This is a genomic window from Kitasatospora sp. NPDC088779, from assembly GCF_040685395.1.
Taxonomy (GTDB): Bacteria; Actinomycetota; Actinomycetes; order Streptomycetales; family Streptomycetaceae; genus Kitasatospora.
This window is the reverse complement of the sequence record NZ_JBFBHW010000022.1, coordinates 50,011-72,132: the sequence shown is the minus strand read 5'-3', so window position 1 is coordinate 72,132 and position 22,122 is coordinate 50,011. Positions and strand designations below refer to the sequence as shown.

Genomic DNA, 22,122 nt, shown 5'->3' with positions numbered 1-22,122 from the left:
GGGGGCGACCGGGCGCGTCTGAGCTACCCGTACGGCGAGCACGGCTGCCCCTTCCCGGCTCAGGAGGCCGCCGAGGTGATCGCCACTACGGCGATCGAGGTGCTGCCGGTCCGGCTGTACTGACAGTCAGTCAAGATGCTTGGCCCCGTCCGGGTTTCCGGGCGGGGCCGTCGTGCTGTCGAGCGGGGGCGGAGCTCTCGGTCGGGGTGTCGACGGATGAAGGTCGACGTGGACCTTGGCGGCGGCTGGCGGCTGCGTTAACGTCATCGGATCGGTTCGTCCGTCGCCCGCTCGCGATCTCTGCACGCCCGTCTCCGGTACAGCGCGATGTTGTTCAGCCCACCGTCGGCAGCACGCCCTGGCGAGGAGGACCGCATTGACCCTCAACCCGACCGCGCCGTCCAGGAGTTCCGGTCATCGCGGTTCCGGCCGCCGCTTGGCCGTCGTACCCGCCCTGCTCGCGGCGCTGGCCCTGACCGCGGCCTGTTCCAACAGCTCCGGCGGTTCGGGCGGCGGGGGTGACGCGGCGGTCCCGTCGCTGTCCGGCGACTGTGCCAAGTACCAGCCGTACGCCGGGCATTCGGGCACCACGGTGACGATGTTCGCCTCGATCCTCAGTCCGGAGTCGGACAACCTGGAGAAGTCCTGGGCCGAGTTCGCCAAGTGCACCGGCATCAAGATCAGTTACGAGGGCTCGAACGACTTCGAGTCCCAGCTGCCGGTCCGGGTGGCCGGCGGCAACGCCCCGGACTTCGCGATCATCCCGCAGCCGGGCCTGCTGGCGCAGATGGTGAAGAGCGGCAAGGTGGTCAAGCCACCCGCCCAGACGGTCACCAACGAGGACCGGTGGAGTCCGATCTGGAAGACCTACGGCTCGGTCAACGGCACCTTCTACGCGGCGCCGATGAGCGCCAACATGAAGTCGCTGGTCTGGTACTCGCCGAAGGCCTTCAAGGCGGGCGGCTACGAGGTGCCGAAGACCTGGGCGGACCTGATGGCGCTCAGCGACCGGATCGCCAAGTCCGGTGGCGCCAAGCCCTGGTGCGGCGGCATCGCCTCGGGCACGGCCACCGGCTGGCCGGCCACCGACTGGCTGGAGGAGGTGGTGCTCGGCACGTACGGCGGTGACGTGTACGACCAGTGGGTCGGCCACCAGGTGAAGTTCTCCGACGAGAAGATCACCACGGCGATGAAGACCGTCGCCGGCTGGATGCAGAACCCGGCCTGGGCCAACGGCGGTTACGGCGACGTCAAGTCGATCGCCACCACCACCTTCCAGGACGCGGGCGCGCCGGTCCTCACCGGCAAGTGCGCCATGCTCCAGCAGGCGTCGTTCTACGAGGCGCAGTGGCCCAAGGGCACCAAGGTCGGCCCGGACGGCGACGTGTTCGCCTTCCACCTGCCCGCGGTGAACCCGGCGATCCCCAACCCGGTCGAGGGCGGCGGCGAGTTCCTGGCCGCCTTCTCCGGCCGGCCCGAGGTGCAGGCGGTGCAGAACTACCTGTCCAGCTCGGACTGGGCGAGCAGCCGGGTGAAGACCGCGACGGGCTGGGTCTCGGCCAACCAGGGCGTGGACAAGAGCCTGTACACCGACCCGATCGACCGGCTGTCGGCGGACGCGCTGACCGACCCGGCGGCGACCTTCCGCTTCGACGGCTCCGACCTGATGCCGGCCGCCATCGGTTCCGGGCAGGAGTGGAAGTCGCTGACCGCCTGGTTCGCCGAGGGGCAGTCGATCCAGAAGACCGCCGCCGACATCGACGCCGCCTGGCCGCAGTAGCCGCCCGCCCGTACGAGGCGCACGCCCCCAGTGGGCGCCTGGCCGTGGTGGGTACTCGGCCGCAGTGGGCGCCTGGCCGTGGTGGGCGCCGAGCCGGACTCGTGCCGGGCCCGGCCGGGCGCCGTTCAGGACCACCTGTCGAGGGCGGTGCGGGGCCACCCACCCGCACCGCCCGCCCCTTCCCACCAGAACAGGAGGGACGCACCGTCATGTCCGTACCTGGAACCCCTTCACCGGCCACCGCGCTCGCCACCGGCTCCTGGGGTGACGCGGCGGTCAAGTTCGGCAACAGCCTCGGCGCCGTCGCGGGCTTCCTCGGCATCCTGCTGCTGGTCTTCTTCGCCGCGGGCCGGGCCCGGGGCCGACTCTCCCGCCCGCTGTCGGTGGTGGTGTTCCTCGGCCCGGCCGCGGTGCTGCTGCTGGTGGGACTGGTCGTGCCGCTGATCCGCACGGTCTATCTGAGCCTGCAGAACGCCGACGGCAGCGGGTTCGTCGGCGGCGAGAACTTCGGCTGGGCGTTCACCACCGACTCGGTGCAGAAGGTGCTGGTCAACACGCTGCTCTGGCTGGTGGTCGCGCCGTTGGCGGCGACCGGCCTGGGCCTGGTGCTGGCGCTGCTGGTGGACCGGATGCGCGGCCAGGCGGTGTACAAGTCGCTGATCTTCATGCCGATGGCGATCTCGCTGGTCGGCGCCTCGATCATCTTCAAGTTCGTCTACGAGTCGCGCGGACCGGGCCAGTCGCAGATCGGCCTGCTGAGCCAACTCGCCATCGCGGTGGGCTGGGACGACCCGCCGAACTGGATGCTCTCGCAGCCGCTGAACACCTTCCTGCTGATGGCGGTGATGGTCTGGGTGCAGACGGGCTTCGCGCTGGTGGTGCTGTCGGCGGCGATCAAGGCGATCCCCGACGAGGTCACCGAGGCGGCCCGGCTGGACGGCGCGCAGGGGGTGCGGCTGTTCTGGTACGTCACGGTGCCGATGATCCGCACCACGGTGGTGGTGGTGCTGACCACCATCATGATCATCACGCTGAAGGCCTTCGACATCGTCCGCACCATGACCGGCGGCAACTTCGGCACCCAGGTGCTGGCCAACGAGATGTACTCGCAGTCCTTCGTGCAGTTCGACACCGGGCGGGGCAGTGCCCTCGCGGTGATCCTCTTCCTCGCCGTGCTGCCGTTGGTGGCCTACAACATCGTCCAGCTGCGGAAGGAGCGTGGGGTCCGATGAGCGCACCGCACGACAGGCCGGCCCGTGCGATGAGCGCGCCGCACGGCAGCCCGGTCCGGAAGGCCTTCAGCAGCCCGCTGGCCTCGGTCTTCGTGATCGCGGTGACCGTCCTGTGGACGATCCCGACGGTGGGCCTGCTGGTGACCTCGCTGCGCCCCAAGCAGGACGTGACGGCGAACGGCTGGTGGAACGCCTTCCTCCACCCGGACCTGGGCCTGGGCAACTACCACACGGTGCTGTTCGAGGGCGGCTCCGGCGTCTCCACCGGGCTGATGCCGTTCCTGGTGAACTCGCTGGCGATCAGCGTCCCGGCCACCCTGTTCCCGCTGGTGCTGGCGGCGATGGCGGCGTACGGGCTGGCCTGGGTGCGGTTCCGGGGGAGCGACACGGTGTTCTTCGGGGTGTTCGCGCTCCAGGTGGTGCCGATCCAGATGGCGCTGATCCCGCTGCTGCGGCTCTTCTCCGGCGGCGCGCACCTGGGTTCGCTGACGTTGATCCCGGCGGTGGACCTGAAGGGCAGCTACGCGCCGGTGTGGCTGGCGCACACCATGTTCGCGCTGCCGCTGGCGGTGTTCCTGCTGCACAACTTCATCGCCCAGCTGCCGCGGGACCTGATGGAGGCGGCGGTGGTGGACGGGGCCTCGCACTTCAAGATCTTCCGTTCGATCGTGCTGCCGCTGTGCACCCCGGCGCTGGCCTCGTTCGCGATCTTCCAGTTCCTGTGGGTCTGGAACGACCTGCTGGTCGCGCTGACCTTCGCGGGCGGCACGCCGGAGGTGGCGCCGATGACGGTCCGGCTGGCGCAGCTGTCCGGGTCCTTCGGCGGGCGGTGGGAGCTGCTGACGGCCGGGGCGTTCCTGTCGATCATCGTCCCGCTGATCGTCTTCTTTAGCTTGCAGCGGTACTTCGTCCGGGGCTTGCTGGCGGGGTCGGTGAAGGGGTAACCGAGGGGTGGTGGAGGGGCCGCGGGAGGGCTGCGGGAGCGGTGGCGGGAAGGCGGGCCAAGAGTTCTGAACTTGTTCAGAACTGAGTTTTGAACCTGTTCAGAATGGTCTACAGTCGGCTGCAGCCGCGGCGCCGAGCGCGCCCGACGGCGGACTGCCCCAAGGGCGGCTTCCGCATGCCCGCCGACCACCGAGGGGGACTCATGTCCGGCCCGTCCACGCCCGCCCCGGCCGACCTGCCACCCGAGCCCGGACCCGCGACGCCGCCCAGCCCCCATTGGGGGTCCGGCGTAACCGTGCCGCCGCACCACGGGTGGCTGCGTCCGAGCGACCCCGAGCGCAGGGCGGCCGCCACGCCCCGGGTCCTCCTCCTGGCGCTGCTCACCGGCCTGCTGACGGCCTGGCTGCTGTTCGACGGGGTGGGCGTCAACCTGCTGATCTGCGCCGGGGCCACCGCTGCCGCGGCCGGTCTCGCCGCCCGGTCGGCGGGCCGCCGGATCCGGCCCTGGACGGTGGTGTGGAGCCTGCTCGCCGTCGCCCTGCTCGCCGTCCCGGCGCTCTGGGAGGCGGGCTGGCCGGTGACGCTGTCCATCGGGTGCGCGCTCGGCCTGGCCTCGCTCGCGCTGCACGGCGGCCGCCGCTGGGCGGGCGTCCTGCTCCCCCTGCCCGCCGTCCTCTGGCAGCTGCCGCCCGGCGCGCTCTGGCTGAGGGACGGGCTGCGCGGCCGGAGCCTGCCCCACCGGGGCCGGATCGTCCCGGTGCTCAAGGCGCTCGCGGTCGCCGCCGTCCTGCTGACCGTCTTCGGCCTGCTGTTCGCCGGTGCGGACGCCGCCATGGCGGACCTGCTGGGCAGCCTCAGCCCCAGCCTCGACCTCGGCGGGCTCCCGCTGCGCGCGGTGCTGTTCGCACTGGGGGCGTTCACCGCCCTGGGCTTCGCCCACATCGCGGCCGGGCCCCGCCGCTGGGACCGTACGGTCGTCCGGCCGGGCCGGGCCCGCCGCCGGCTGGAGTGGGCGCTGCCGCTGGTCGCGCTCAACCTGATGTTCGGCGCCTTCGCGGTGATCCAGGCCCTGGTGGTGCTCGGTGGCGCCGACGCCGTCCTGCGCAACACCGGGATGAGCCGCTCCGAGTACGCCCGGCAGGGCTTCTGGCAGCTGAGCGTGATCACCGCGCTCACCCTGGTCGTGGTGGCGGTCGCCAAGCGCTGGGCCCCGCGCAGCACGCCCGCCGACCGCCGGGTGGCGCGGATCCTGCTCGGCGCGCTCTGCGTGCTCGCCCTGGTCGTGGTCGCCTCGGCGCTCGGCCGGATGTGGTTCTACGTCGACGCCTCCGGACTGACCAGGCTGCGGCTCTGGGTGCTGGTGGTCGAGGGCTGGCTCGGCGCCGTCCTGCTGCTGCTGATCACCGCCGGGCTGACCCGCTCGGCGGGCTGGCTGCCCCGCGTCGTCGTCCTCAGCGGCATGCTCACGGCGGCGGTGTACGGGCTGATGGGCCCGGACGCGATCATCGCCGAGCAGAACGTCGCCCGCTTCGAGCGGACCTCCCGGATCGACCTGCGCAACGTCCGCGACCTCTCGCCGGACGCCGCCCCCGCCCTGGACCGGCTCCCCGCCGCCCAGCGGACCTGCGCGTTGCAGTTGATCCGCGCCGGGCTGGAGAACCACCCCGGACAGCCCTGGTACGCGACCAGCGCCTCCGCCGCCCGGGCCCGGGAGATCCTGGCGCAACGGCCGCTGGTGGACCAGCTGGAGGAGGGGCGCACCTCCTGCGAGCGGGCCGGGATGAGGTACCAGGACCTCTGGCCCTGACGCCTGCGCCTGTCTCGGGGGGCGTGCGTTTGGGGCGGGGCTGGTGTGCGGCCGGGAAACGCGGCCGGGAAACGCGGCCGGGCCGGCCGGGAGCGTGCTGCTCCCGGTCGGCCCGGTGTGGTGCGGTGCGGCCTGGTCGGGCTCAGTGCATCGCGACGCCGGAGGCCCCGCTCGGCAGGTCGCTGGCCTTGGCCTTGATCACGAAGACCGAGACCACCAGCGCCAGCCCGGCGAGTACGGCGCCCACGATGAAGCCGTGCGAAATCCCCTGGGTGAGGACCGAGTTGGCGGCGTCGGTGCCCTTCGGGAACTCGTGGTGCTGCTGGAGGTAGGCCAGCTGGTCCGGAGTGGCCGACTGGAGGAACTTCGGCTGCTGGAGCTTGCCCTCGGCGGTGGCGTAGTGCGCGAAGACCGTGGTCAGGATCGACAGGCCGAGCGAACCGCCGATCTGCTGCATGGAGTTCAGCAGGCCGGATGCGGCACCGGTCTCCTGGCCGGGGACGCCCGCGACCGCGAGCAGCATCACCGGGACGAAGATCAGGCCCATGCCGAAGCCGAAGATGACCGTGGGGCCGAGCACCCCGTCCAGGTAGCCGCTGTCCTTGCTCATCTGGGTCAGCCAGGTGAGGCCGACGGTGACCAGCAGGGCGCCGCCCGCCATGAACGGCTTCGGGCCGTACTTGGCCTGGAGGCTGGAGGCGAGCTGCGCGGCGATGATGATCGACACGCTGATCGGGAGGAAGGACACGCCGGCCTTCAGCGGGCTGTAGCCGAGCGGGCCCTGCACGAAGAGCGTGATGTAGAAGAAGATGCCGAACATGGCCGCGGCCAGGCAGAGCATCATCACCAGGCCGCCGGTGCGGTTGCGGTTGGCGAGCAGGTGCAGCGGGGTGATCGGCTGGTCGGTGCGGTTCTCGATCACGACGAACGCGGCGAGCAGCAGCACACCGCCCGCGAAGGAACCGAGCGTGATGCTGTCCGACCAGCCGTCCGAGGCGGCCCGGATGAACCCGTAGACCAGGCCGACCAGGCCGAGCGTCGAGGTGAGTGCGCCCGGCAGGTCGAAGCGGCCCGCGTGGCGCTCGGACTCGGCGATGTAGCGCGGTGCGGCGAGCGCGATCAGCGCGGCGATCGGCACGTTGACGAAGAAGACCCAGCGCCAGTCCAGGTACTCGGTGAGCAGACCGCCGGCCAGCAGGCCGATCGCGGCACCGGATCCGGCCACCGCCGAGAAGACGCCGAACGCCTTGTTGCGTTCCGGCCCTTCCTCGAAGTTGGTGGCGATCAGGGCGAATGCCGTCGGTGAGCAGATCGCGCCGCCGATGCCCTGGAGCGCGCGGGCGGCCAGCAGCATCCCGCCGTCCTGGGCGAATCCGCCCAGCAGGGAGGCGAAGCCGAACAGCAGGGTCCCGAAGATGAACACCCGGCGGCGGCCGAGGATGTCGCCCGCGCGCCCGCCGAGCAGCAGCAGCCCGCCGAAGGTCAGCGTGTAGGCGTTGATGACCCACGACAGGTTGGTGGTCGAGAAGTTCAGTGCGTCCCTGATCTGCGGCAACGCGATGTTCACGATGGTGGCGTCGAGCACCACCATCAACTGCGTGGCCGCGATGACGGTCAGGGTGATGCCCTTGCCCCGGCCCCGACTGCTCTGTGGTGGTGAGTTCTTGCTGATCGTGTCGGAGATAGCCACGATTGTGCCCCCTGCTGGCTATGTGCCTGGCTGCGTGCTTCGTACGCTGCGGACCGACTGGTCCGGCGTGAGCCCACGGTCTGGCGCGGGCTAGGAAGGAACGGGATCGTTCACTAATGTGGACGATATCCTGGGCCTGATTGTGAACGCAAGCGTTCCCTAAGGATGGTGGCGATGGATCGGTTGGTGCGGCGTCTGACGGCGGACCGGGCGACCGGTCGGGCGGGCGCCCGACCGCTTGCGGCGGCGGACGCGCCCCCGTCACCCGCGGCGCGACCGGGGGCGATGCCCGAGCCGGCGGCTCACTGCCCGATGCGGGTCGCCCGCGAGGCCCTCACGCGGCCGGTGCGGCGCCGGGGGAAGGAGTTGGAGAACGCGATCTTCGAGGCCACGATCGACCAGCTCACCTCCGGCGGATACGCGCGGCTGACGATGGAAGGCGTCGCCGGCGCGGCGCGGACCGGGAAGGCCGCGCTCTACCGGCGCTGGGCGTCCAAGGACGAACTGGTCATCGACGCCCTGGACGCCACTCTCCCACGCCCCTACGACACCCCCGACCTCGGGTCCGCGGATCTCGAATTGCGGCAGCTCATCGAGGTGTTCATGGGCGCGATGAACTCCCCGACGGGCGCCGCGATCCAGACGCTGATGGGCGAGATCGACCATGAACGGGCCGAGGTGTTCAAGGACTTCATCGGCCAGCGGGTGATCGAGCCGACCAAGGAGACCATCCTGGCGATCCTGCGCCGCGGCGCCGACCGCGGCGACGTCCGGCCCGGCGCGGCCACCGCGCTGGTCGCGGACGTCGTCCCGGCGATGCTGCTCTACCAGGTGAAGATCTGCGGCCGGGAGAACACGGGGCCGGACTTCGGGGCCCGGCTGCTGGACGAGGTGCTGTACCCGCTGATCCGCGCCTGAGTGCGGCCGCTGCTGCGGCTCCGCGGGCGGGGCTGTCGGCAGCCGGCCCGGGCGGCTGAGCGGCGGGGCTTAGGCTGGATGCTGCCCAGCTGAACGGGCTGCCCCTCCGCCGAACGGAACTCGCATTGCCCATCGTCCCGCCGACGCACTCCGTCGAGCGCTCGCTCCGCCGGGCCGGCGCCAAGATCGTCGTCGGCCTGGACGAGGTCGGGCGCGGCGCCTGGGCCGGCCCGGTCACCGTGGGCGCGGCCGTCACCGGCCTGCGCAAGGCTCCGGAGGGGCTGACCGACTCCAAGCTGCTCACCGAACTGCGCCGCCGTGCGCTCGCCCCGGTCCTCGCCGACTGGGTCACCGCCTACGCGCTCGGCCATGCCTCGCCGCAGGAGTGCGACGAACTCGGCATGACGGCGGCGCTGCGGCTGGCCGCCGTCCGCGCGTTGGAGGCGCTGCCGGTCGAGCCCGACGCGGTGATCCTGGACGGCAAGCACGACTACCTGGGCGGCCCCTGGCGGGTGCGCACGGTGATCAAGGGTGACCAGTCCTGCATCTGCGTCTCCGCCGCCTCGGTGCTCGCCAAGGTCCACCGCGACGGGCTGATGGCCGAACTCGGCGAGGAATGCCCGGAATACGGCTTCGCGGACAACGCCGGCTACCCGTCCCCGGTGCACCGCGCCGCGCTGGAGGAGTTCGGCCCCACCGGGCATCACCGGCTCTCCTGGGCATACCTGGACGCGCTGCCGAAGTGGCGGCACCTGAAGCGCGTCCGGGACGTCGCGGGTGCGGTCGAAGGCTCCGCCGACGAACAGTTGACGCTCGGTTTCTGACGGTCCGTCTGGAATTGCCTGGGTGGGGCGGTGGGTGTGCGGTGCCCAATGGGTGGGGTGCGCGTGCGTGTTCGAGCGGCATTTGATAGATATCCGGGTATGCCTGTCTTCCCCGAGGAGTCGGAGATTCACGAGAGCCTCCCGGGCCCCGGCGTTCCCTTCCCCCGCGAGTCGGACGCACAAGCCCTCCGCGCGCCTGCCAACGGCGGCGCTTCTTCCACCGCACCCACCACCGTCGCCGCCGTTCCGGTGCCCGGCCCCCGTCCGGCACCGCCGCGCCCGGCACCCCCGCGCGCCGACCGTTCCGGTTCGCCACGACTGATCCCCAAGCCCTCGCCGGCGCAGCGCCGTTCGGGCGGCGCCGAACCGCAGGTCGAGATCCAGCGCGTCGCCGCCACCCCGGCGCGGGCGCTGGAACGCGCGGACGCCGCGGTCGACCGACTGCTGGACGCCGGCCGCGACCCGGGCGACATCCTGGTGCTGACGGTCGGCGAGGCGCACCCGTGGCAGCAGCACGAACTCTCCTTCGGTGAGGAGCGCTACTGGGCGCAGCTCGCCGAGGGCGGCGACGTGTTCTACGCGGACGTCGCGCTGACCCGCCCGGTGCACCGGGAGGTGGTCGTCCTGGTGGTCAACGGCGGGACGGCCGTCCGGGCCGCCGAGGCCCACGCCAAGGCGCTCGGCCACACGACCGCGCTGCTCGTGGTCTGCGGTGACGCCGGCCCGGTCGCCACCGGGGCGGCCGGAACCGCGCCCGGCCGTTCGATCGGCGCCTGACCACGACGGAGCCACCCCGGGCCCGGCGCCGTACGGTGCCGGGCCCGGGTCCGTCGTGCCCCGGTGGCGGCGAGGGCGTACGGTCCGGGGCGCGGGCCGACCCGTGGCTGGTCTCGCGCCCGTGCCTGGTCTCGCGCCCGTGCCTGGTCCTGGTGTCGGCTGTCGGGCCTTGGGGTCGGCTCCGGCCGTGGCATCGTCTGCGATCGTGGCGTCGCCCGTGGCCGCGGCCCGTGGGTGTCGGCGGGACCAGTGGGGTCAGCAGGTGCCGGTGCGCCGGGCTGGCTGGACGGCGGCGACCCGCGCCGGGGGCCACGGGTGCTCGGACTGCCGGGTGTGCTGGGCCCGTTCGGCCGCCTGGTGCCGGGCACGCTGGCCGCGCGGGGCGTCCAGCGCCGAGCGCGGCGGCAGCTCCGTGACGGTGTGCACCACCCCGTCCGCCCACGAGCCCGCGTGCGGATCGCGTCCGCTCCGGCCGTCCCCGAGGACGTGCCAGCCCGCCGGGGTGAGCCCGATGTACGAGCCGCAGCGCAGGCCGTGCAGGACGGCCGCGTCCCGCAGCGCCCACATCCAGGCGCCGTCCTGTTCGGTCCAGCCGGGTGCGCCCTCGCGGCAGCGCAACAGCACGGCCGTGCGGGTCGGTTCGGCCAGCCGCAGGTCGTGCGGGGTGATCTGGCGCAGGTGCGTGAGCACGGCGTTGCGGTGCTGCCAGCCGTCGGTGTCGTGTGGCCAGGGCGTGAACGAGGCCGAGGCGGACACGTGGTGCAGCGCGTTGAGGACGGCGATCACGACCGTGCCCGGCTGGGGCAGGTGGCGCTGGTGCAGTTCCACCACGAACTCGCGCGGGTCGCGCAGCAACGGGATCCCCGAGGCGGTCCAGGTCTCCAGGTCCAGCAGCCGTCTGGGCGCCGAACTCCGGGCGAGGGGATGCTGACCTCGGCCGATACCGTTGATCACGATCCTCCTTCCTGACCCACTGGCACGCGGGTACGTGGGTACGCCGAAGGCCGGGTCCAGCGGACAGGGTTTCGGGTACGCGCCAATTCTCGCGGTATCCGGGGTGGAGCGGCAACGATGAAACGATGAACGCCACCCGAAAGCCCACGTTCCGCCGGATATGTTCCACCGTGTTCCGAGCGTCGTTCGGGCGGGGTTGGACCTTGATCCAGACCGTGTGCGGGGTCCGGTGAACCGCTATCGGCACGGTGACCACTCCTTTCCCCGCTCCGGCGTCCCGCGTGTTCGCGAGTGGGCTGCCTTCTCCCTTCGTTAGGCCATTCGAGTGATGGGTGGAGTGGCGGCCCGCTGCCGCCCGGTCACCCCTGCACGGCCAGCACCAGGGGCAACACCGCGCTCGCCCCGGCACGGCGCAGCAGCCTGGCGGCCACGGTGACCGTCCAGCCCGAGTCGACGAGGTCGTCCACCAGCAGTACCGGCCCGCCGGCCTCGGCCACCGCCTGCGCCACCTCCGGCGGCAGCGTCAGCGCGCCGGCCAGCGAGTGCAGTCGCTGGGCGCTGTTGCTGCGCGCGCCGTGCGGGGGCCGACCGTCGGCGTACTCGATCCGGCCGAGCAGCGGCAGCCGGCCGATCTCGGCGATCCGCGCACCGAGGCTGCCCACCAGCTGGGGGCGGGTCGAGGAGGCCATGACCACCACGCCGACCGGCCGCTCCAACCGGGCGCCGTCCGCCGTCGCGGGCCCGGCCCAGCCGCCGGGGCCGCGGGCCCAGTCGGCGAGCACCGCGACCAGGGCGTCCACGGCCTCTCCGGGGACCGGTACGTCCGGGGCCTGGTCGGCCAGCAGGGTGCGCAGCCGGTTGCCCCAGCCGATGTCGGACAGCCGGCCGAGCGCCCGCCCGTTCTCGGCCTGCTCGCCCGCCGGGATCCGGCCCTTGAGGGGCACGCCGAGGGAGTCCATCCCGGTGGGCCAGAGCCGGCGAGGCTCGAAGCTGATGCCCGGGCGGCCGAGGGCGGCCCGGGCCGCGTCCAGCGCCTCGGCGGAGACCTCGGTGGTGTGCAGCGGCCCCGCGCAGTTGTCGCACCGGCCGCACGGACGGGCCTGCTCGTCGTCCAGCTGGCGGCGCAGGAACTCCATCCGGCAGCCGGTGGTCGCCGCGTACTCGCGCATCGCCCGCTGTTCGGCCTCGCGGGAGGCCGCGACCTTGGCGTACCGGGCGGTGTCGTACGCCCAGCTCTGCCCGGTGGCCGTCCAGCCGCCCTTGACCCGGCGGACGGCGCCGTCCACGTCGAGCACCTTGAGCATGGTCTCCAGCCGGGTGCGGCGCAGGTCCACCCGGGGCTCCAGCGCGGCGGTGGACAGCGGGCGGCCGGCCTCGGCCAGTGCGTCGATGGTGCGGCGCACCTGTTCCTCCGGCGGGAAGGCCAGCGAGGCGAAGTAGCGCCAGATCGCCTCGTCCTCGCGCCCGGGCAGCAGCAGCACCTCGGCCCGGTCGACGCCGCGCCCGGCCCGGCCGACCTGCTGGTAGTAGGCGATCGGCGAGCTGGGCGAGCCCAGGTGCACCACGAAGCCCAGGTCGGGCTTGTCGAAGCCCATGCCCAGCGCGGAGGTGGCGACCAGCGCCTTGACCCGGTTGGCCAGCAGGTCGGCCTCGGCGGTGCGGCGCTCGGCGTCCTCGGTGCGGCCGGAGTATGAGGCCACCGGGAAGCCCCGCTCGCGGAGGAAGGCCGTCACCTCCTCGGTGGCGGCCACCGTCAGGGTGTAGACGATGCCCGAGCCCGGCAGCCGGTCGAGGTGGTCGGCGAGCCAGGCCAGCCGGTGCGCCGGGTCGGGCAGGGGCAGCACGCCCAGGGTGAGGCTCTCCCGGTCGAGGGGTCCGCGCAGCACCAGGGCGTGCTCGTCGGTGCTGCCGGTGCCGAGCTGCTCGGCGACGTCCGCGGTGACCCGGGCGTTGGCGGTGGCGGTGGTGGCCAGCACCGGGACGCCGGGCGGGAGCTCGGCGAGCATCGTGCGCAGCCGGCGGTAGTCGGGGCGGAAGTCGTGGCCCCAGTCCGAGATGCAGTGGGCCTCGTCGACCACGAGCAGGCCGGTGGAGGCGGCGAGCTTGGGCAGCACCTGGTCGCGGAAGTCGGGGTTGTTCAGCCGCTCGGGGCTGACCAGCAGGACGTCGACCTTCCCGGCGGAGACCTCGGCCTGGATCTCGTCCCACTCGTCGGTGTTGGCCGAGTTGATGGTCCGGGCGTGGATGCCGGCCCGGGCCGCCGACTCGACCTGGTTGCGCATCAGGGCGAGCAGCGGGGAGACGATCACCGTCGGCCCGGCGCCCCGGGCCCGGAGCAGGGCGGTGGAGATGAAGTAGACCGCGGACTTCCCCCAGCCGGTGCGCTGCACGACCAGGGCGCGGCGGTGGTCGACCACGAGGGCCTCGATGGCCGTCCACTGGTCCTCGCGCAGGGCGGCACCGGGCCCGGCGAGCTCGCGCAGGACGGCCTCGGCCCGCGCCCGGACCTCGGCGCGGTCGGCGGTGGCGGTGGTGTGGTTCTCGGACTGCTGCATGGCGTCCATGTAACCCCGAGCCGCTGACATGGGGCGAATGCCGGGGCTGCGGAGAGGTGGAGGCCGGATGTATTTCATCAGCTCCTCAGCTGAACGGCCGCCGACTAATCACCCGGGGGAGTGGGCGCGGTGTGCTCCGAATGAGGGAAGCGGAAAACGAGGGCGGGGTTATCCACAGGAAAAGAGAAAAATCCGGTGTGTCTCTCGGATTGCGTCACGCTTCCGGTCATGAACGCCGCGAACAACCGGAGCGTCATGAACAACGGGAGCGTCATGAACAACGAGCGCGTCACCCTGACCCTCGGCCCGTCCTCCGGCCACCGGCCGGTCACCATGCGCGGCCCGGCCGACATGGCCGAGCTGCTGCCCTACCTCCTGGGGTTCTACCCCGACGACAGCATCGTCGCGGTCGGCCTCCAGGGCCCCGACCTGCACCAGGGCGGAGTGATCCGGGCGGACGTCCCGGAGTCGCCCGAGCAGTGGCCGGCTGCGGCGGAGGAGACGGCCGCCCTGCTGGTCGCCCTCTCCGAGAGGCACGGCGAGCGGCCGGTCCAAGTGCTCCTCTACCTCTGCCAGGATCGGACCACGGCGCACGCCCCTCCGGTGGTGGACGGCCTGCGGCCGCTGGCGGGCGACCTCCGCGCGGCCTTCGGGCGCAGGGGGGTGGCCGTCAAAGAGTCGCTCTGCGTCTCGGACGGCCGCTGGTGGTCCTTCCTCTGTCGCCGCGCCGGGTGCTGCGATCCGGCGGGCAACCCGATCCGCCGTGCCCCCGGCCCGGGCCCGGCGGCCGCCGCCGCGGCGTTCGCCGGCCTCGCGCCGCGTGGCAGCCGGAAGGCGATCATCGGCGGGCTGGCTCCGATCGGCCCGCCGGGGGCGGACGCCCAGCGCGCGGCGCTCGCCCGGGCCGAGGCCGCTGAGGCCGCCAACGGCGCTGACGGCGCTGGGGGCTCCGGGGGCGCGTCCGTCCAGGAGCAGGGTGCCGACCTGCTCGACCAGGCCTTCGCCGAGTTCGCAGCCGGGGCCCGGGAGCTCGACGAGGAGCGGGCGGCCCGGCTGCTGGTCGCCCTGCGGGACCGCCTCACCCGGGATCGCGGAGTCGAGTACGCCCGGCCCGCCGAGCTCGCGCCCGCCGAGCGGCTCTGGCGCTTCCTCGCCCGGCGCGCCGTGTCGCCCTACGAGGGCTGTGCGGTGGCCCCGCTCACCCTGTTGGCCTGGGCCTCCTGGGTGGCGGGGGACACCGCGACGGCCCGCGTCGTGCTGGGCCACGTCCTCCGGCTCGACCCGTCCTACCTGCTGGCCGAGCTGCTGTACGAGTCGTTGAACGACGGTATGACGCCCGATGCGCTGCTCGCGGCGGTCGAGGCGCAGCGTCGGCGGCGCGAGGCGGGTGGACCCGTGCCGGCGCCCGGTGGCGAACCGGGACCGGCGCCCACCGAGGGCCTGGGTGGTAACCAGGCTGGCCGCGGTGGGCCGTCGGGGCTGCCCGGGCCGGCGGGGGCCTCACGCCGCCGCCGGCCCGCCCGCCGGAAGGCCTCGAAGGCGGCTCAGGCCACAGCGGCGGCGGCCGAGCACGGCCCCGTCGGCCCGGCCGGCCCCGCCGAGCCGGCTCCGCGTCCGGACAGTCCGGGCCCGCTCGCCCTGCTACCGGTGCCCGGGTGCGCTCCGGTGCCCCGGCAGCGGTCCGCCCGGGGTCTGCGGCTCGGCCGGACAGCGGTGTCCCGGGCCGCCGCCGCACCGTCGGCCGCCGGGCGCCACCGGTGCCGGGGCGTCCGCCGGGCGGCGAGGGGAGCCCACCATGCGCGCTGACCTCGCCGGGCGTCCGTCAGGGGCCGTCCGGAGCCTCGCCGCCCGGCCCGGGCGGGCTTCGCTAGGCCTCGCCGTGCGCCAGCTTGATCAGGCGGTCGAGCACCTTGCCGCCGCTCGCCCGAAGGCCGTCGTGCTCCCACTCGTTGGTGATCCAGGTCCGCAGACCGCGCACCGCGCGGGCGGTCGCCAGCGAGTCGGCGGTGTCCACGTACATGTCGTCGTGGTAGACCGCCGCCACGACGGGGACGGTGTTGGCGGCCAGCCGCGCCGGGTCGTACAGGTCGGGCCAGTCGGTGCGGGCGGCCAGCAGGTCCGCGGTCTCCTTCAGCGGGCGCAGCGCCGGGTCGGTGTCGAACATCCAGGGGTAGATCATCTCCCCGGTGAACAGCACCGGTGCGCCGGAGTCCAGCGCCGCCCGGGCGTCGAACTGCGGGAACTCCTTGCGGACCCGATCGGCAGACCAGGCGGTGCCGCCCTGGTCCACCGAGCGCTGGCCGTAGATCGACTCGTGCAGCACGGCGTACAGCGGGCCCTCCGCGAAGGAGAGCTTGGCCTGGACACCGGCCAGGAAGGTGTCGGACAGCTCGGGGCCGGCCGCGCCGTCCACCCAGGCTTCCTCCAGCAGGTAGTGCAGGGAGCCGGAGCCGCTGCCGCCGCCGAGCATCGGTCCGAGGGCCTGGAACGCCTCGACGGTCAGCAGTCCGCCGTCGGGCAGCGTCGCGGGGGCGGCGGCGAGGTGCGCGGCGATCCGCCGTACCGCCTCGACGTCCTGCGGGAACCTGGCGTAGTGGTCCTCGTTCTTGTGGACCACCCGCGGGTAGGCGGCACGGTAGACGTCGTCCGCCGAACTGCCGAGGCCGGACAGACCGCCGGTGATGAAGGCCTCGGTCAGGCCCTCGGGGGCGAAGGAGAGGTAGGTGAGGGTGCAGAAGCCGCCGAAGCTCTGGCCGAGCACGCTCCAGCGCCGGTCCGCGCCGAGCAGCTGGTGGCGGATCAGCTCGGCGTCCCGCACGATCGAGTCCGCGCGGAAGTGCGCCAGGTAGTCCGCCTGCTCCTGGGCACCGCCGCGCCGGGCGAGGGTCTGCCGGGTCGCGGGCGTGGAGCGACCGGTGCCGCGCTGGTCGAGCAGGAGCACCCGGTAGTCGTCGAGGGCGCGTTCCAGCCAGGCGTCGCGGCCGAGCGGGCGGGCGGCCTTGCCGCCGGGCCCGCCCTGGAGGAAGACCAGCCAGGGCAGGTCGGCCTGCTCGCGGCCGGCGGCCACCACCTCGCGGGCGTACACCTCGATCTGCTCGCCCTGCGGGTCGGCGTGGTCGAGGGGGGCCTGGAAGACGTGGTCGGTCGTAACAATCCCGGGCAGCCGGCTGACGGTGGACATGCAACTCCTCGGTCTCTGCTGGTCACAGCGGTCAGGTCGCGGCTCACGGGGTCACCGGGTGCGGGCGCCGCGACCCCCGCACCGTATCCTGACCGCGGTCGGGCACCGGTTCGACGGTCACCGCCCACTCGGCCAGGCATACGATGCCGGGCCGGGGCGGGTTGCACGGCAGGCCGCGGGCCGGGACGCAGCCGCTGCCACCCGACGGCGAGACCGCGCCGCCCTGGTGGCAGCCCGGTGACGGCCCGACCGTGACGGCTCGACGGCTGCGGCACGACCGCCCGGCGGGCCGGGCTCGACGGGCCGCACCCGTCGCCGGGCGTGACCTGGAGGCGGTGCGCGGCGTTCACCCCGGGGGCCCGGCGACCGGCCGACGGCCGTCCGGCGGCAGGTTCCGGGCGGACCGCCCGCCGAGCGGGGCGGCCACGGCACCGGGGCACCGGAGCGTGCGGGGCCCGCTCGGGTCACCTGGCTCGGCCGCCGTCGCGGCCCACGGGTCGGGCGCCACCGGCGGTCCGGGCCACCGGACCTGACGACGCGCCGGGCACCGCGGCGGGCCCGACGCGAAGGTGCGGTGGGCCGGTACCGGCCCGGTACCGCGCACCGCATGGCACGGCCCGGCACCGGGTACGGCCAGACACGGCACACCCGCCGACGGGGCACCCCGCCGGCCCGGCACCATCAGCACGCGATCGAGCGTGCTCGCGGCCCACCGGCCTGACCAGGCCACCGGACCGCCGAGGGGAGGAGAGTCCGGTGACCGCCATGAGGCCACCACAGGCCATGCCGGCCGAGAGCGTGGTCGGCGCGCCGAGACCGGTCGGCCGTCCCGACCAGGTCCAGACGGCCGGACCGGCGGGGGCACCCGTCGGCCCGAGTCGGCTCACGGCCCCGCCAAGGCCGCAGCCCCCCGCCGTCCACCACGCGGTGCTCTGCGTCAACGCCCCCGCGATGGCCGCCTCCGGACCGGACGGCCAGCTGCGCGGCCACGGCCTGCACGGCTTCTACCGCAACGGCGTCCGGGTGCTCGCCCGGATGGAGCTGCGTCTGGGCGGCATGGAGCCGCTGCCGCTCCAGGGCGCCCTGACCAGCACCGCGCAGGCCCGCTTCCTCGGCGCCGTCCGGCTCCCCGGCGACCTCGACCCGGACCCGGCGCTCACCGTCGAGCGGCTGCGTCACGCGGACGGAGTGGAGACCGTCATCGTGCGCAACACCGGCGGCCGGCCCGCCCGGCTGCCGATGGAGATCGCCCTCGGCACCGACCTCGGCCCGGTCGCCGAGATCGCCGCCGGGCACCGCCCGGCCGACCTGCCGGGCCAGGTGCAGTCCGCCGGGCTGCGCTGGGCCGGCCCGGCGCACAGCGCGGTGGTCAGCGCCAAGCCCTCCCCGCACGCGGTGCTGGCCGGGGCCGGGGTGCTCCGGTGGGACTTGGAGGTGCAACCCGGCGCCCGCTGGTCGGTCGAGCTGCGCGCCGAACTGGAGAGCACCGCCCCCGGCCCGCGGCCGCCCGGCGGGCGGGGCACGGGCGTGCCGCTGCCCTGGGCCCAACCGGAGGTCCGCAGCGACGACGCCCGGGCCGCCCTGCTGGTCACCCGCTCCCTGGACGCCCTCGGCGGGCTGCTGTTCGCCGACCCGGACCGCCCGACCGACCTCTACCCGGCTTCCGGCGCGCCCTGGCGCTTCGGCCTCGCCCCGGCCGACGCGCTCTGGGCCGCCCGGCTCACCCTGCCGCTCGGCACCCGGCTCGCCGCCGGCACCCTCCGGGCGCTGGCCCGCCGTCAGCAGCCCGCCGCCGCCCCGGGCCGCACCGAAGGCCTGCTGCCCGGCGCCCTCCGGCACGGCGGCCCCGAGCTGCCGCCCACCTGCACCGCCACCGAGGCCACCCTGCTGTTCGTCACCGTGCTGGCCGAGGCCTGGCGCTGGGGCCTGCCCCGTGCGGAGACCGCCGACCTGCTCCCGGCCGCGGAGCGGGCCCTGGCCGCCCTCCGCGAGGGCCTGGTCGACGGCTTCGTCACCGACCTCAGCCGCCCGGCGGAGGACCGCGCCGCCCACCCGGTGGCTGCCCGGGCCGAGGTCCAGGCGCAGGCCCACCGCGCCGCCCTGCACGGCGCCGAACTGCTGGAGGCCTTCGGCCGCCCCGGCGCCGAGGAGTGGCGCGGCTGGGCCGCCGAACTGCGCGGGTGCTTCCGCGAGCGGTTCTGGATCGACGACCTCTCCGGCGGACGCCCCGCCGCCGCGCTGGCGCCGGGCGGCCAGCCGCTGCCGGCCGTCGCCTCCTGCCTGGTGCACCTGCTGGACACCGGGCTCGCCGCCGACGGCGGCCGGCACGAGAGCCTGCTGGACCGGGAACAGACCCGACTGCTGGCCCAGCGCCTGGCCGCGCCGGAGCTGGACAGCGGCTGGGGCCTGCGCACGCTCAGCGCCAAGTCCCCCCGCTTCAACCCGTTGGGCCACCGCGGCGGCGCGGTGCGGGTCCACGAGACCGCGCTGGCGATCGCCGGGCTGGCCGAAGCCGGCCATGAGAACGAGGCCGGCGCCCTGCTGGAGGGCCTGCTCGCCGCGGCCGCCCACTACGAAGGGCGGCTGCCCGAGATGTACGCGGGGGAGCAGCGGATCCCCGGCTGCCCGCCGGTGCCGCACCCGGCCGCCTGCCGCCCGGCAGCGGTCTCGGCGGCCGGCGCCGCGCACGCGGTGTTCGCGCTCGCCGGGGTCCGCCCCGACGTGCCGGGCGGCCGGGTCCTGGTCCGCCCGGCCAGCACCGCTCCGCTCGGCGAGCTGGAGCTGACCGGCCTGCGGGTCGCCGGCGAGCCCTTCTCGGTCCGGGTGAGCCGGATCGGCGTGGCGATGGTCGAGGAGGCCTCCGCGGAGCTGCAACTGGGCGCCCGCTGACACCCCTGCCCGGGCCCGCCCGGCTCCGGCGACACCTCAGGAGGGCCGGGCGCGGTCCGTGTACAGGCCTGTGCTTATCGTCAGAGAGACGACTATGATCGTCGCCATGTCGCGCTACGATCCGTCGGCCTTCCCCCCGTTCGCTGTCACGGTTGACCTGGTGGTGCTGACGGTGCGCGACCACGCGCTCTGCGCCCTGCTGGTCAGACGCGGCGAGCCGCCGTTCCAGGGGTACTGGGCACTGCCCGGCGGCTTCGTCCGCCCGGACGAGGGCCTGGCCGAGGCCGCCTCCCGGGAGCTGGCCGAGGAGACCGGCCTGCGCGCACACTCCGCCCCCGGCCACGAGGCGGTCGGCCCCGGCGCGGCCGGTGCCCACCTGGAGCAGCTCGCCACCTACGGCCACCCGCAGCGCGACCCCCGGATGCGGGTGGTCAGCGTCGCCTACCTGGTCCTCGCCCCCGACCTGCCGACCCCCCGGGCCGGCGGCGACGCCAGCAGTGCCCGCTGGGCCCCGGTCGGCGAACTGCTCGGCCGGAGCCCGGTCGACGGCGTCCCGCTCGCCTTCGACCACGGGCTGATCCTCGCCGACGGCGTGGAACGCGCCCGCTCCAAGATCGAGTACTCCTCCCTCGCCACCGCCTTCTGCCCCACCGAGTTCACCGTCGGAGAGCTGCGCCGGGTCTACGAGGCGGTCTGGGGCGTGGTCCTGGACCCGCGGAACTTCCACCGCAAGGTCACCGGCACCCCCGGCTTCCTGCTGCCCTCCGGTGGCACGACGACCCGTCAGGGCGGCCGCCCCGCCCAGCTGTTCACCGCGGGCGGCGCGACCGTCCTCAACCCGCCCATGCTGCGCCCGGAGTCCTGACCCGGCCCCGGCCCGCCGTCGACTCCCCCCGACCCGGGAATCGCAGGATCGGATTGTCCCCTGATCGGGTGAGGTGGGTGGCCGACGGGCCCGCGCCGCTCCCGTAATGCCCGGAATCTCCGCCACCGGCCCCTAATGTGCTGGCGCGGGGCCGTGCTGGCACGCGCCAACACACCAGGGGGCGCCCCGCGTCGGGCAGGTCGGCCGAGGGCATGGGAGCAGGCAGCGATGATCCAGATCACCGGACTGACCAAGGTCTACCGCAAGGGCGCGCCGCCCGCGGTGCTCGATCTGACCTTCGACGCCCGGCCCGGCATGGTGACCGCGCTGCTCGGCGCCGAGGGCGCGGGCAAGTCCACCGCGCTGCGGCTGATGCTCGAACTCGAACGCGGCCAGGGCATCACGCTCTTCGACGGTCGCACCTACCGCCGGCTGCGCCGCCCCGAGCGCGAGGTCGGCGTGCTGCTGCCCGGTCCCGGGCCGGGCGCGGCCGCCGTGGCGGGCCACCCGGGCCGCAAGGCGCACGGCCACCTGCGGATGCTGGCCGCGGCGGTCGGCGCCCCCGCACGGCGGGCCGACGAACTGCTGGAGCAGACCCGGCTGGCCGCCGTCGCCGGGCAGCGGCTGCGCAGTTTCTCGCCCGGCATGCACCGCCGGCTGGCCCTGGCCGCGGCCCTGCTCGGCGACCCCGGCACGCTGCTGCTGGACGCGCCGACCGAGGGCCTGTCCCCGCGCAACGTCGAGTGGTTCCACTCCTTCCTGCACTCGTTCGGCGTCGCCGGCGGGACGGTCCTGGTGACCACCCGCACCCCGCAGGAGGCCGCGCAGCTCGCCGACCGGGTCATCACGCTGGACCGCGGCCGGCTGGTGGCGGACCAGCCGGTGGCGGAGTTCCGCCGGACCAGGCTCAGCCCCGAAGTGGCCGTCCGCGGGCCGCAGATGGCGCGGCTGGCCGACCTGCTGGTCAGTCAGGGTGCCGAGGTGCGGCGGGACGGCGGCGCGGGCCTCGCGGTGGCGGGCGTCGACCGTACCGAGATCGGTGAACTCGCCTATCGCCACGGCATCCTGCTGCACGAGCTGGCCGACCGGGTGGTCGAGCAGCCGGCGCCCCGGGTCGCCCTGCCGGTCGCATCGGGCCGCTCCGGCCACCTCCGTGTCCAGTCGGGCCCCACCGCTGCCGAGCCGGGTCCCGAACCCGGCCCCGAACCCGGCCCTGAGCCCGCTCAGGAACCGGCCTCCGACGTCCAAGCCGTCACCGTCCCGCGCCACCGGGGCGCCCGCCGCCCGGAGGCCCGCCCGGTGGCCGCCCACCACCGGGACGAGGCGGCGCTGCCCACCCGCGCCCTGCCGGCCGCCTCGGCCGCGACCGCCCTCTCCGCCCTCGGCGCCACCCCCCGCCAGGCCGAGCCCGCCGAGCCCACCCCGACCGTCGTCGTGGAGCGGCTGTTCCGTGGCGGCCCCGGCGCCCTGGCCAGATCCGCGTCGGCCCTCGCCCCGGCCCCCGACCCCGACCCCGGCCCCGCTGTCGGCGACGGGAGGCCCGCGCCCGACCCGACCAGGGGCCGCCGCGAGAGCGCCGCCGACCTGCTGACCGACGACACCGTCCGGCTCGGCCGCCCGGCCGGGGCCCAGGTTCCGGCCGCGACCCCGGCCCCCGGCGGTCCCGTCAGCCCCGCCACCCCCGACGACCACCGGAGCGAGTGAA

General features: G+C 74.4%; 15 protein-coding genes. 11 read left to right on the top strand and 4 right to left on the bottom strand.

The window, feature by feature from the left end; translation table 11 throughout:
- The first annotated feature begins 376 nt into the window (after positions 1 to 376).
- From AB0P03_RS21995 to AB0P03_RS21980, 4 genes are all read left to right on the top strand, one after another.
- Positions 377 to 1,780: an ABC transporter substrate-binding protein gene (locus tag AB0P03_RS21995; RefSeq protein ID WP_363630342.1), complete on the top strand. Its 1,404-nt coding sequence runs from the start codon at positions 377 to 379 to the stop codon at positions 1,778 to 1,780.
- 209 nt (positions 1,781 to 1,989) lie between these two features.
- Positions 1,990 to 3,012 carry a sugar ABC transporter permease gene (locus AB0P03_RS21990; RefSeq protein ID WP_363630341.1) on the top strand — a complete coding sequence of 341 codons (1,023 nt, stop codon included), beginning with the start codon at positions 1,990 to 1,992 and terminating at the stop codon, positions 3,010 to 3,012.
- On the top strand, positions 3,009 to 3,956 hold the full coding sequence (locus tag AB0P03_RS21985; RefSeq protein ID WP_350880131.1) for a carbohydrate ABC transporter permease: 948 nt from the start codon (positions 3,009 to 3,011) through the stop codon (positions 3,954 to 3,956). Before AB0P03_RS21990 ends, AB0P03_RS21985 begins: the two co-directional genes overlap by 4 nt.
- Positions 3,957 to 4,252: 296 nt before the next feature.
- Entirely contained in the window at positions 4,253 to 5,764 is a 1,512-nt protein-coding gene (locus AB0P03_RS21980; RefSeq protein ID WP_363630339.1) for a DUF4173 domain-containing protein, read from the top strand.
- Positions 5,765 to 5,906: 142 nt separating this feature from the next.
- Here AB0P03_RS21980 and AB0P03_RS21975 read toward each other — a convergent pair whose 3' ends face one another.
- Positions 5,907 to 7,448: an MFS transporter gene (locus tag AB0P03_RS21975; protein WP_363584627.1), complete on the bottom strand. Its 1,542-nt coding sequence runs from the start codon at positions 7,446 to 7,448 to the stop codon at positions 5,907 to 5,909.
- 372 nt (positions 7,449 to 7,820) lie between these two features.
- Here AB0P03_RS21975 and AB0P03_RS21970 point away from each other — a divergent pair, with 372 nt between their 5' ends.
- The 3 genes from AB0P03_RS21970 to AB0P03_RS21960 all read left to right on the top strand — a co-directional run bounded on the left by AB0P03_RS21970 (position 7,821) and on the right by AB0P03_RS21960 (position 9,973).
- The gene (locus tag AB0P03_RS21970) at positions 7,821 to 8,372 is read left to right on the top strand and encodes a TetR/AcrR family transcriptional regulator (RefSeq protein ID WP_363584536.1); all 552 of its coding nucleotides are present in this window, start codon (positions 7,821 to 7,823) and stop codon (positions 8,370 to 8,372) included.
- Between the two features lie 125 nt (positions 8,373 to 8,497).
- Positions 8,498 to 9,196: a ribonuclease HII gene (locus AB0P03_RS21965; RefSeq protein WP_363584534.1), complete on the top strand. Its 699-nt coding sequence runs from the start codon at positions 8,498 to 8,500 to the stop codon at positions 9,194 to 9,196.
- 99 nt (positions 9,197 to 9,295) lie between these two features.
- A complete protein-coding gene (locus AB0P03_RS21960) occupies positions 9,296 to 9,973 on the top strand; it encodes a hypothetical protein (protein ID WP_363584532.1) in 678 nt (225 codons plus the stop codon).
- A 255-nt stretch (positions 9,974 to 10,228) separates the two neighbouring features.
- Here AB0P03_RS21960 and AB0P03_RS21955 read toward each other — a convergent pair whose 3' ends face one another.
- Together AB0P03_RS21955 and AB0P03_RS21950 are read right to left on the bottom strand one after the other, a co-directional pair.
- Positions 10,229 to 10,927 (bottom strand): hypothetical protein, encoded by a 699-nt coding sequence (locus AB0P03_RS21955; RefSeq protein ID WP_363630337.1) that lies wholly within the window; start codon positions 10,925 to 10,927, stop codon positions 10,229 to 10,231.
- A gap of 359 nt (positions 10,928 to 11,286) precedes the next feature.
- Positions 11,287 to 13,482, bottom strand: a complete 2,196-nt coding sequence (locus AB0P03_RS21950) for a RecQ family ATP-dependent DNA helicase (protein WP_363630335.1) — start codon at positions 13,480 to 13,482, stop codon at positions 11,287 to 11,289.
- Between the two features lie 228 nt (positions 13,483 to 13,710).
- On the opposite strand from AB0P03_RS21950, the gene AB0P03_RS21945 reads away from it, so the two are divergent.
- Positions 13,711 to 15,288, top strand: coding sequence for a DUF4192 domain-containing protein (locus AB0P03_RS21945; protein ID WP_363630333.1), 1,578 nt, complete (start codon positions 13,711 to 13,713; stop codon positions 15,286 to 15,288).
- A 61-nt stretch (positions 15,289 to 15,349) separates the two neighbouring features.
- Here the strand turns inward: AB0P03_RS21945 and AB0P03_RS21940 are convergent, their stop codons facing one another.
- Positions 15,350 to 16,663, bottom strand: coding sequence for an alpha/beta fold hydrolase (locus tag AB0P03_RS21940; RefSeq protein ID WP_363630331.1), 1,314 nt, complete (start codon positions 16,661 to 16,663; stop codon positions 15,350 to 15,352).
- A gap of 765 nt (positions 16,664 to 17,428) precedes the next feature.
- Between AB0P03_RS21940 and AB0P03_RS21935 the strand changes: the two genes are divergently transcribed.
- From AB0P03_RS21935 to AB0P03_RS21925, 3 genes are all read left to right on the top strand, one after another.
- Positions 17,429 to 19,552: a glycogen debranching N-terminal domain-containing protein gene (locus AB0P03_RS21935; RefSeq protein ID WP_363630379.1), complete on the top strand. Its 2,124-nt coding sequence runs from the start codon at positions 17,429 to 17,431 to the stop codon at positions 19,550 to 19,552.
- Between the two features lie 106 nt (positions 19,553 to 19,658).
- Positions 19,659 to 20,417, top strand: coding sequence for an NUDIX domain-containing protein (locus AB0P03_RS21930; RefSeq protein ID WP_350880113.1), 759 nt, complete (start codon positions 19,659 to 19,661; stop codon positions 20,415 to 20,417).
- A 228-nt stretch (positions 20,418 to 20,645) separates the two neighbouring features.
- Positions 20,646 to 22,121 (top strand): ATP-binding cassette domain-containing protein, encoded by a 1,476-nt coding sequence (locus AB0P03_RS21925; protein WP_363630329.1) that lies wholly within the window; start codon positions 20,646 to 20,648, stop codon positions 22,119 to 22,121.
- Position 22,122 lies beyond the last annotated feature (1 nt).

Bases quoted from the DNA above. Each gene is read 5' to 3' on its own strand.
- AB0P03_RS21990 (WP_363630341.1), top strand. From the start codon at position 1,990: ATGTCCGTACCTGGAACCCCTTCACCGGCCACCGCGCTCGCCACCGGC.
- AB0P03_RS21935 (WP_363630379.1), top strand. From the start codon at position 17,429: ATGAGGCCACCACAGGCCATGCCGGCCGAGAGCGTGGTCGGCGCGCCG.
- AB0P03_RS21985 (WP_350880131.1), top strand. From the start codon at position 3,009: ATGAGCGCACCGCACGACAGGCCGGCCCGTGCGATGAGCGCGCCGCAC.
- AB0P03_RS21925 (WP_363630329.1), top strand. From the start codon at position 20,646: ATGATCCAGATCACCGGACTGACCAAGGTCTACCGCAAGGGCGCGCCG.
- AB0P03_RS21945 (WP_363630333.1), top strand. From the start codon at position 13,711: ATGAACGCCGCGAACAACCGGAGCGTCATGAACAACGGGAGCGTCATG.
- AB0P03_RS21960 (WP_363584532.1), top strand. From the start codon at position 9,296: ATGCCTGTCTTCCCCGAGGAGTCGGAGATTCACGAGAGCCTCCCGGGC.
- AB0P03_RS21930 (WP_350880113.1), top strand. From the start codon at position 19,659: ATGTCGCGCTACGATCCGTCGGCCTTCCCCCCGTTCGCTGTCACGGTT.
- AB0P03_RS21940 (WP_363630331.1), bottom strand. From the start codon at position 16,663: ATGTCCACCGTCAGCCGGCTGCCCGGGATTGTTACGACCGACCACGTC.
- AB0P03_RS21950 (WP_363630335.1), bottom strand. From the start codon at position 13,482: ATGCAGCAGTCCGAGAACCACACCACCGCCACCGCCGACCGCGCCGAG.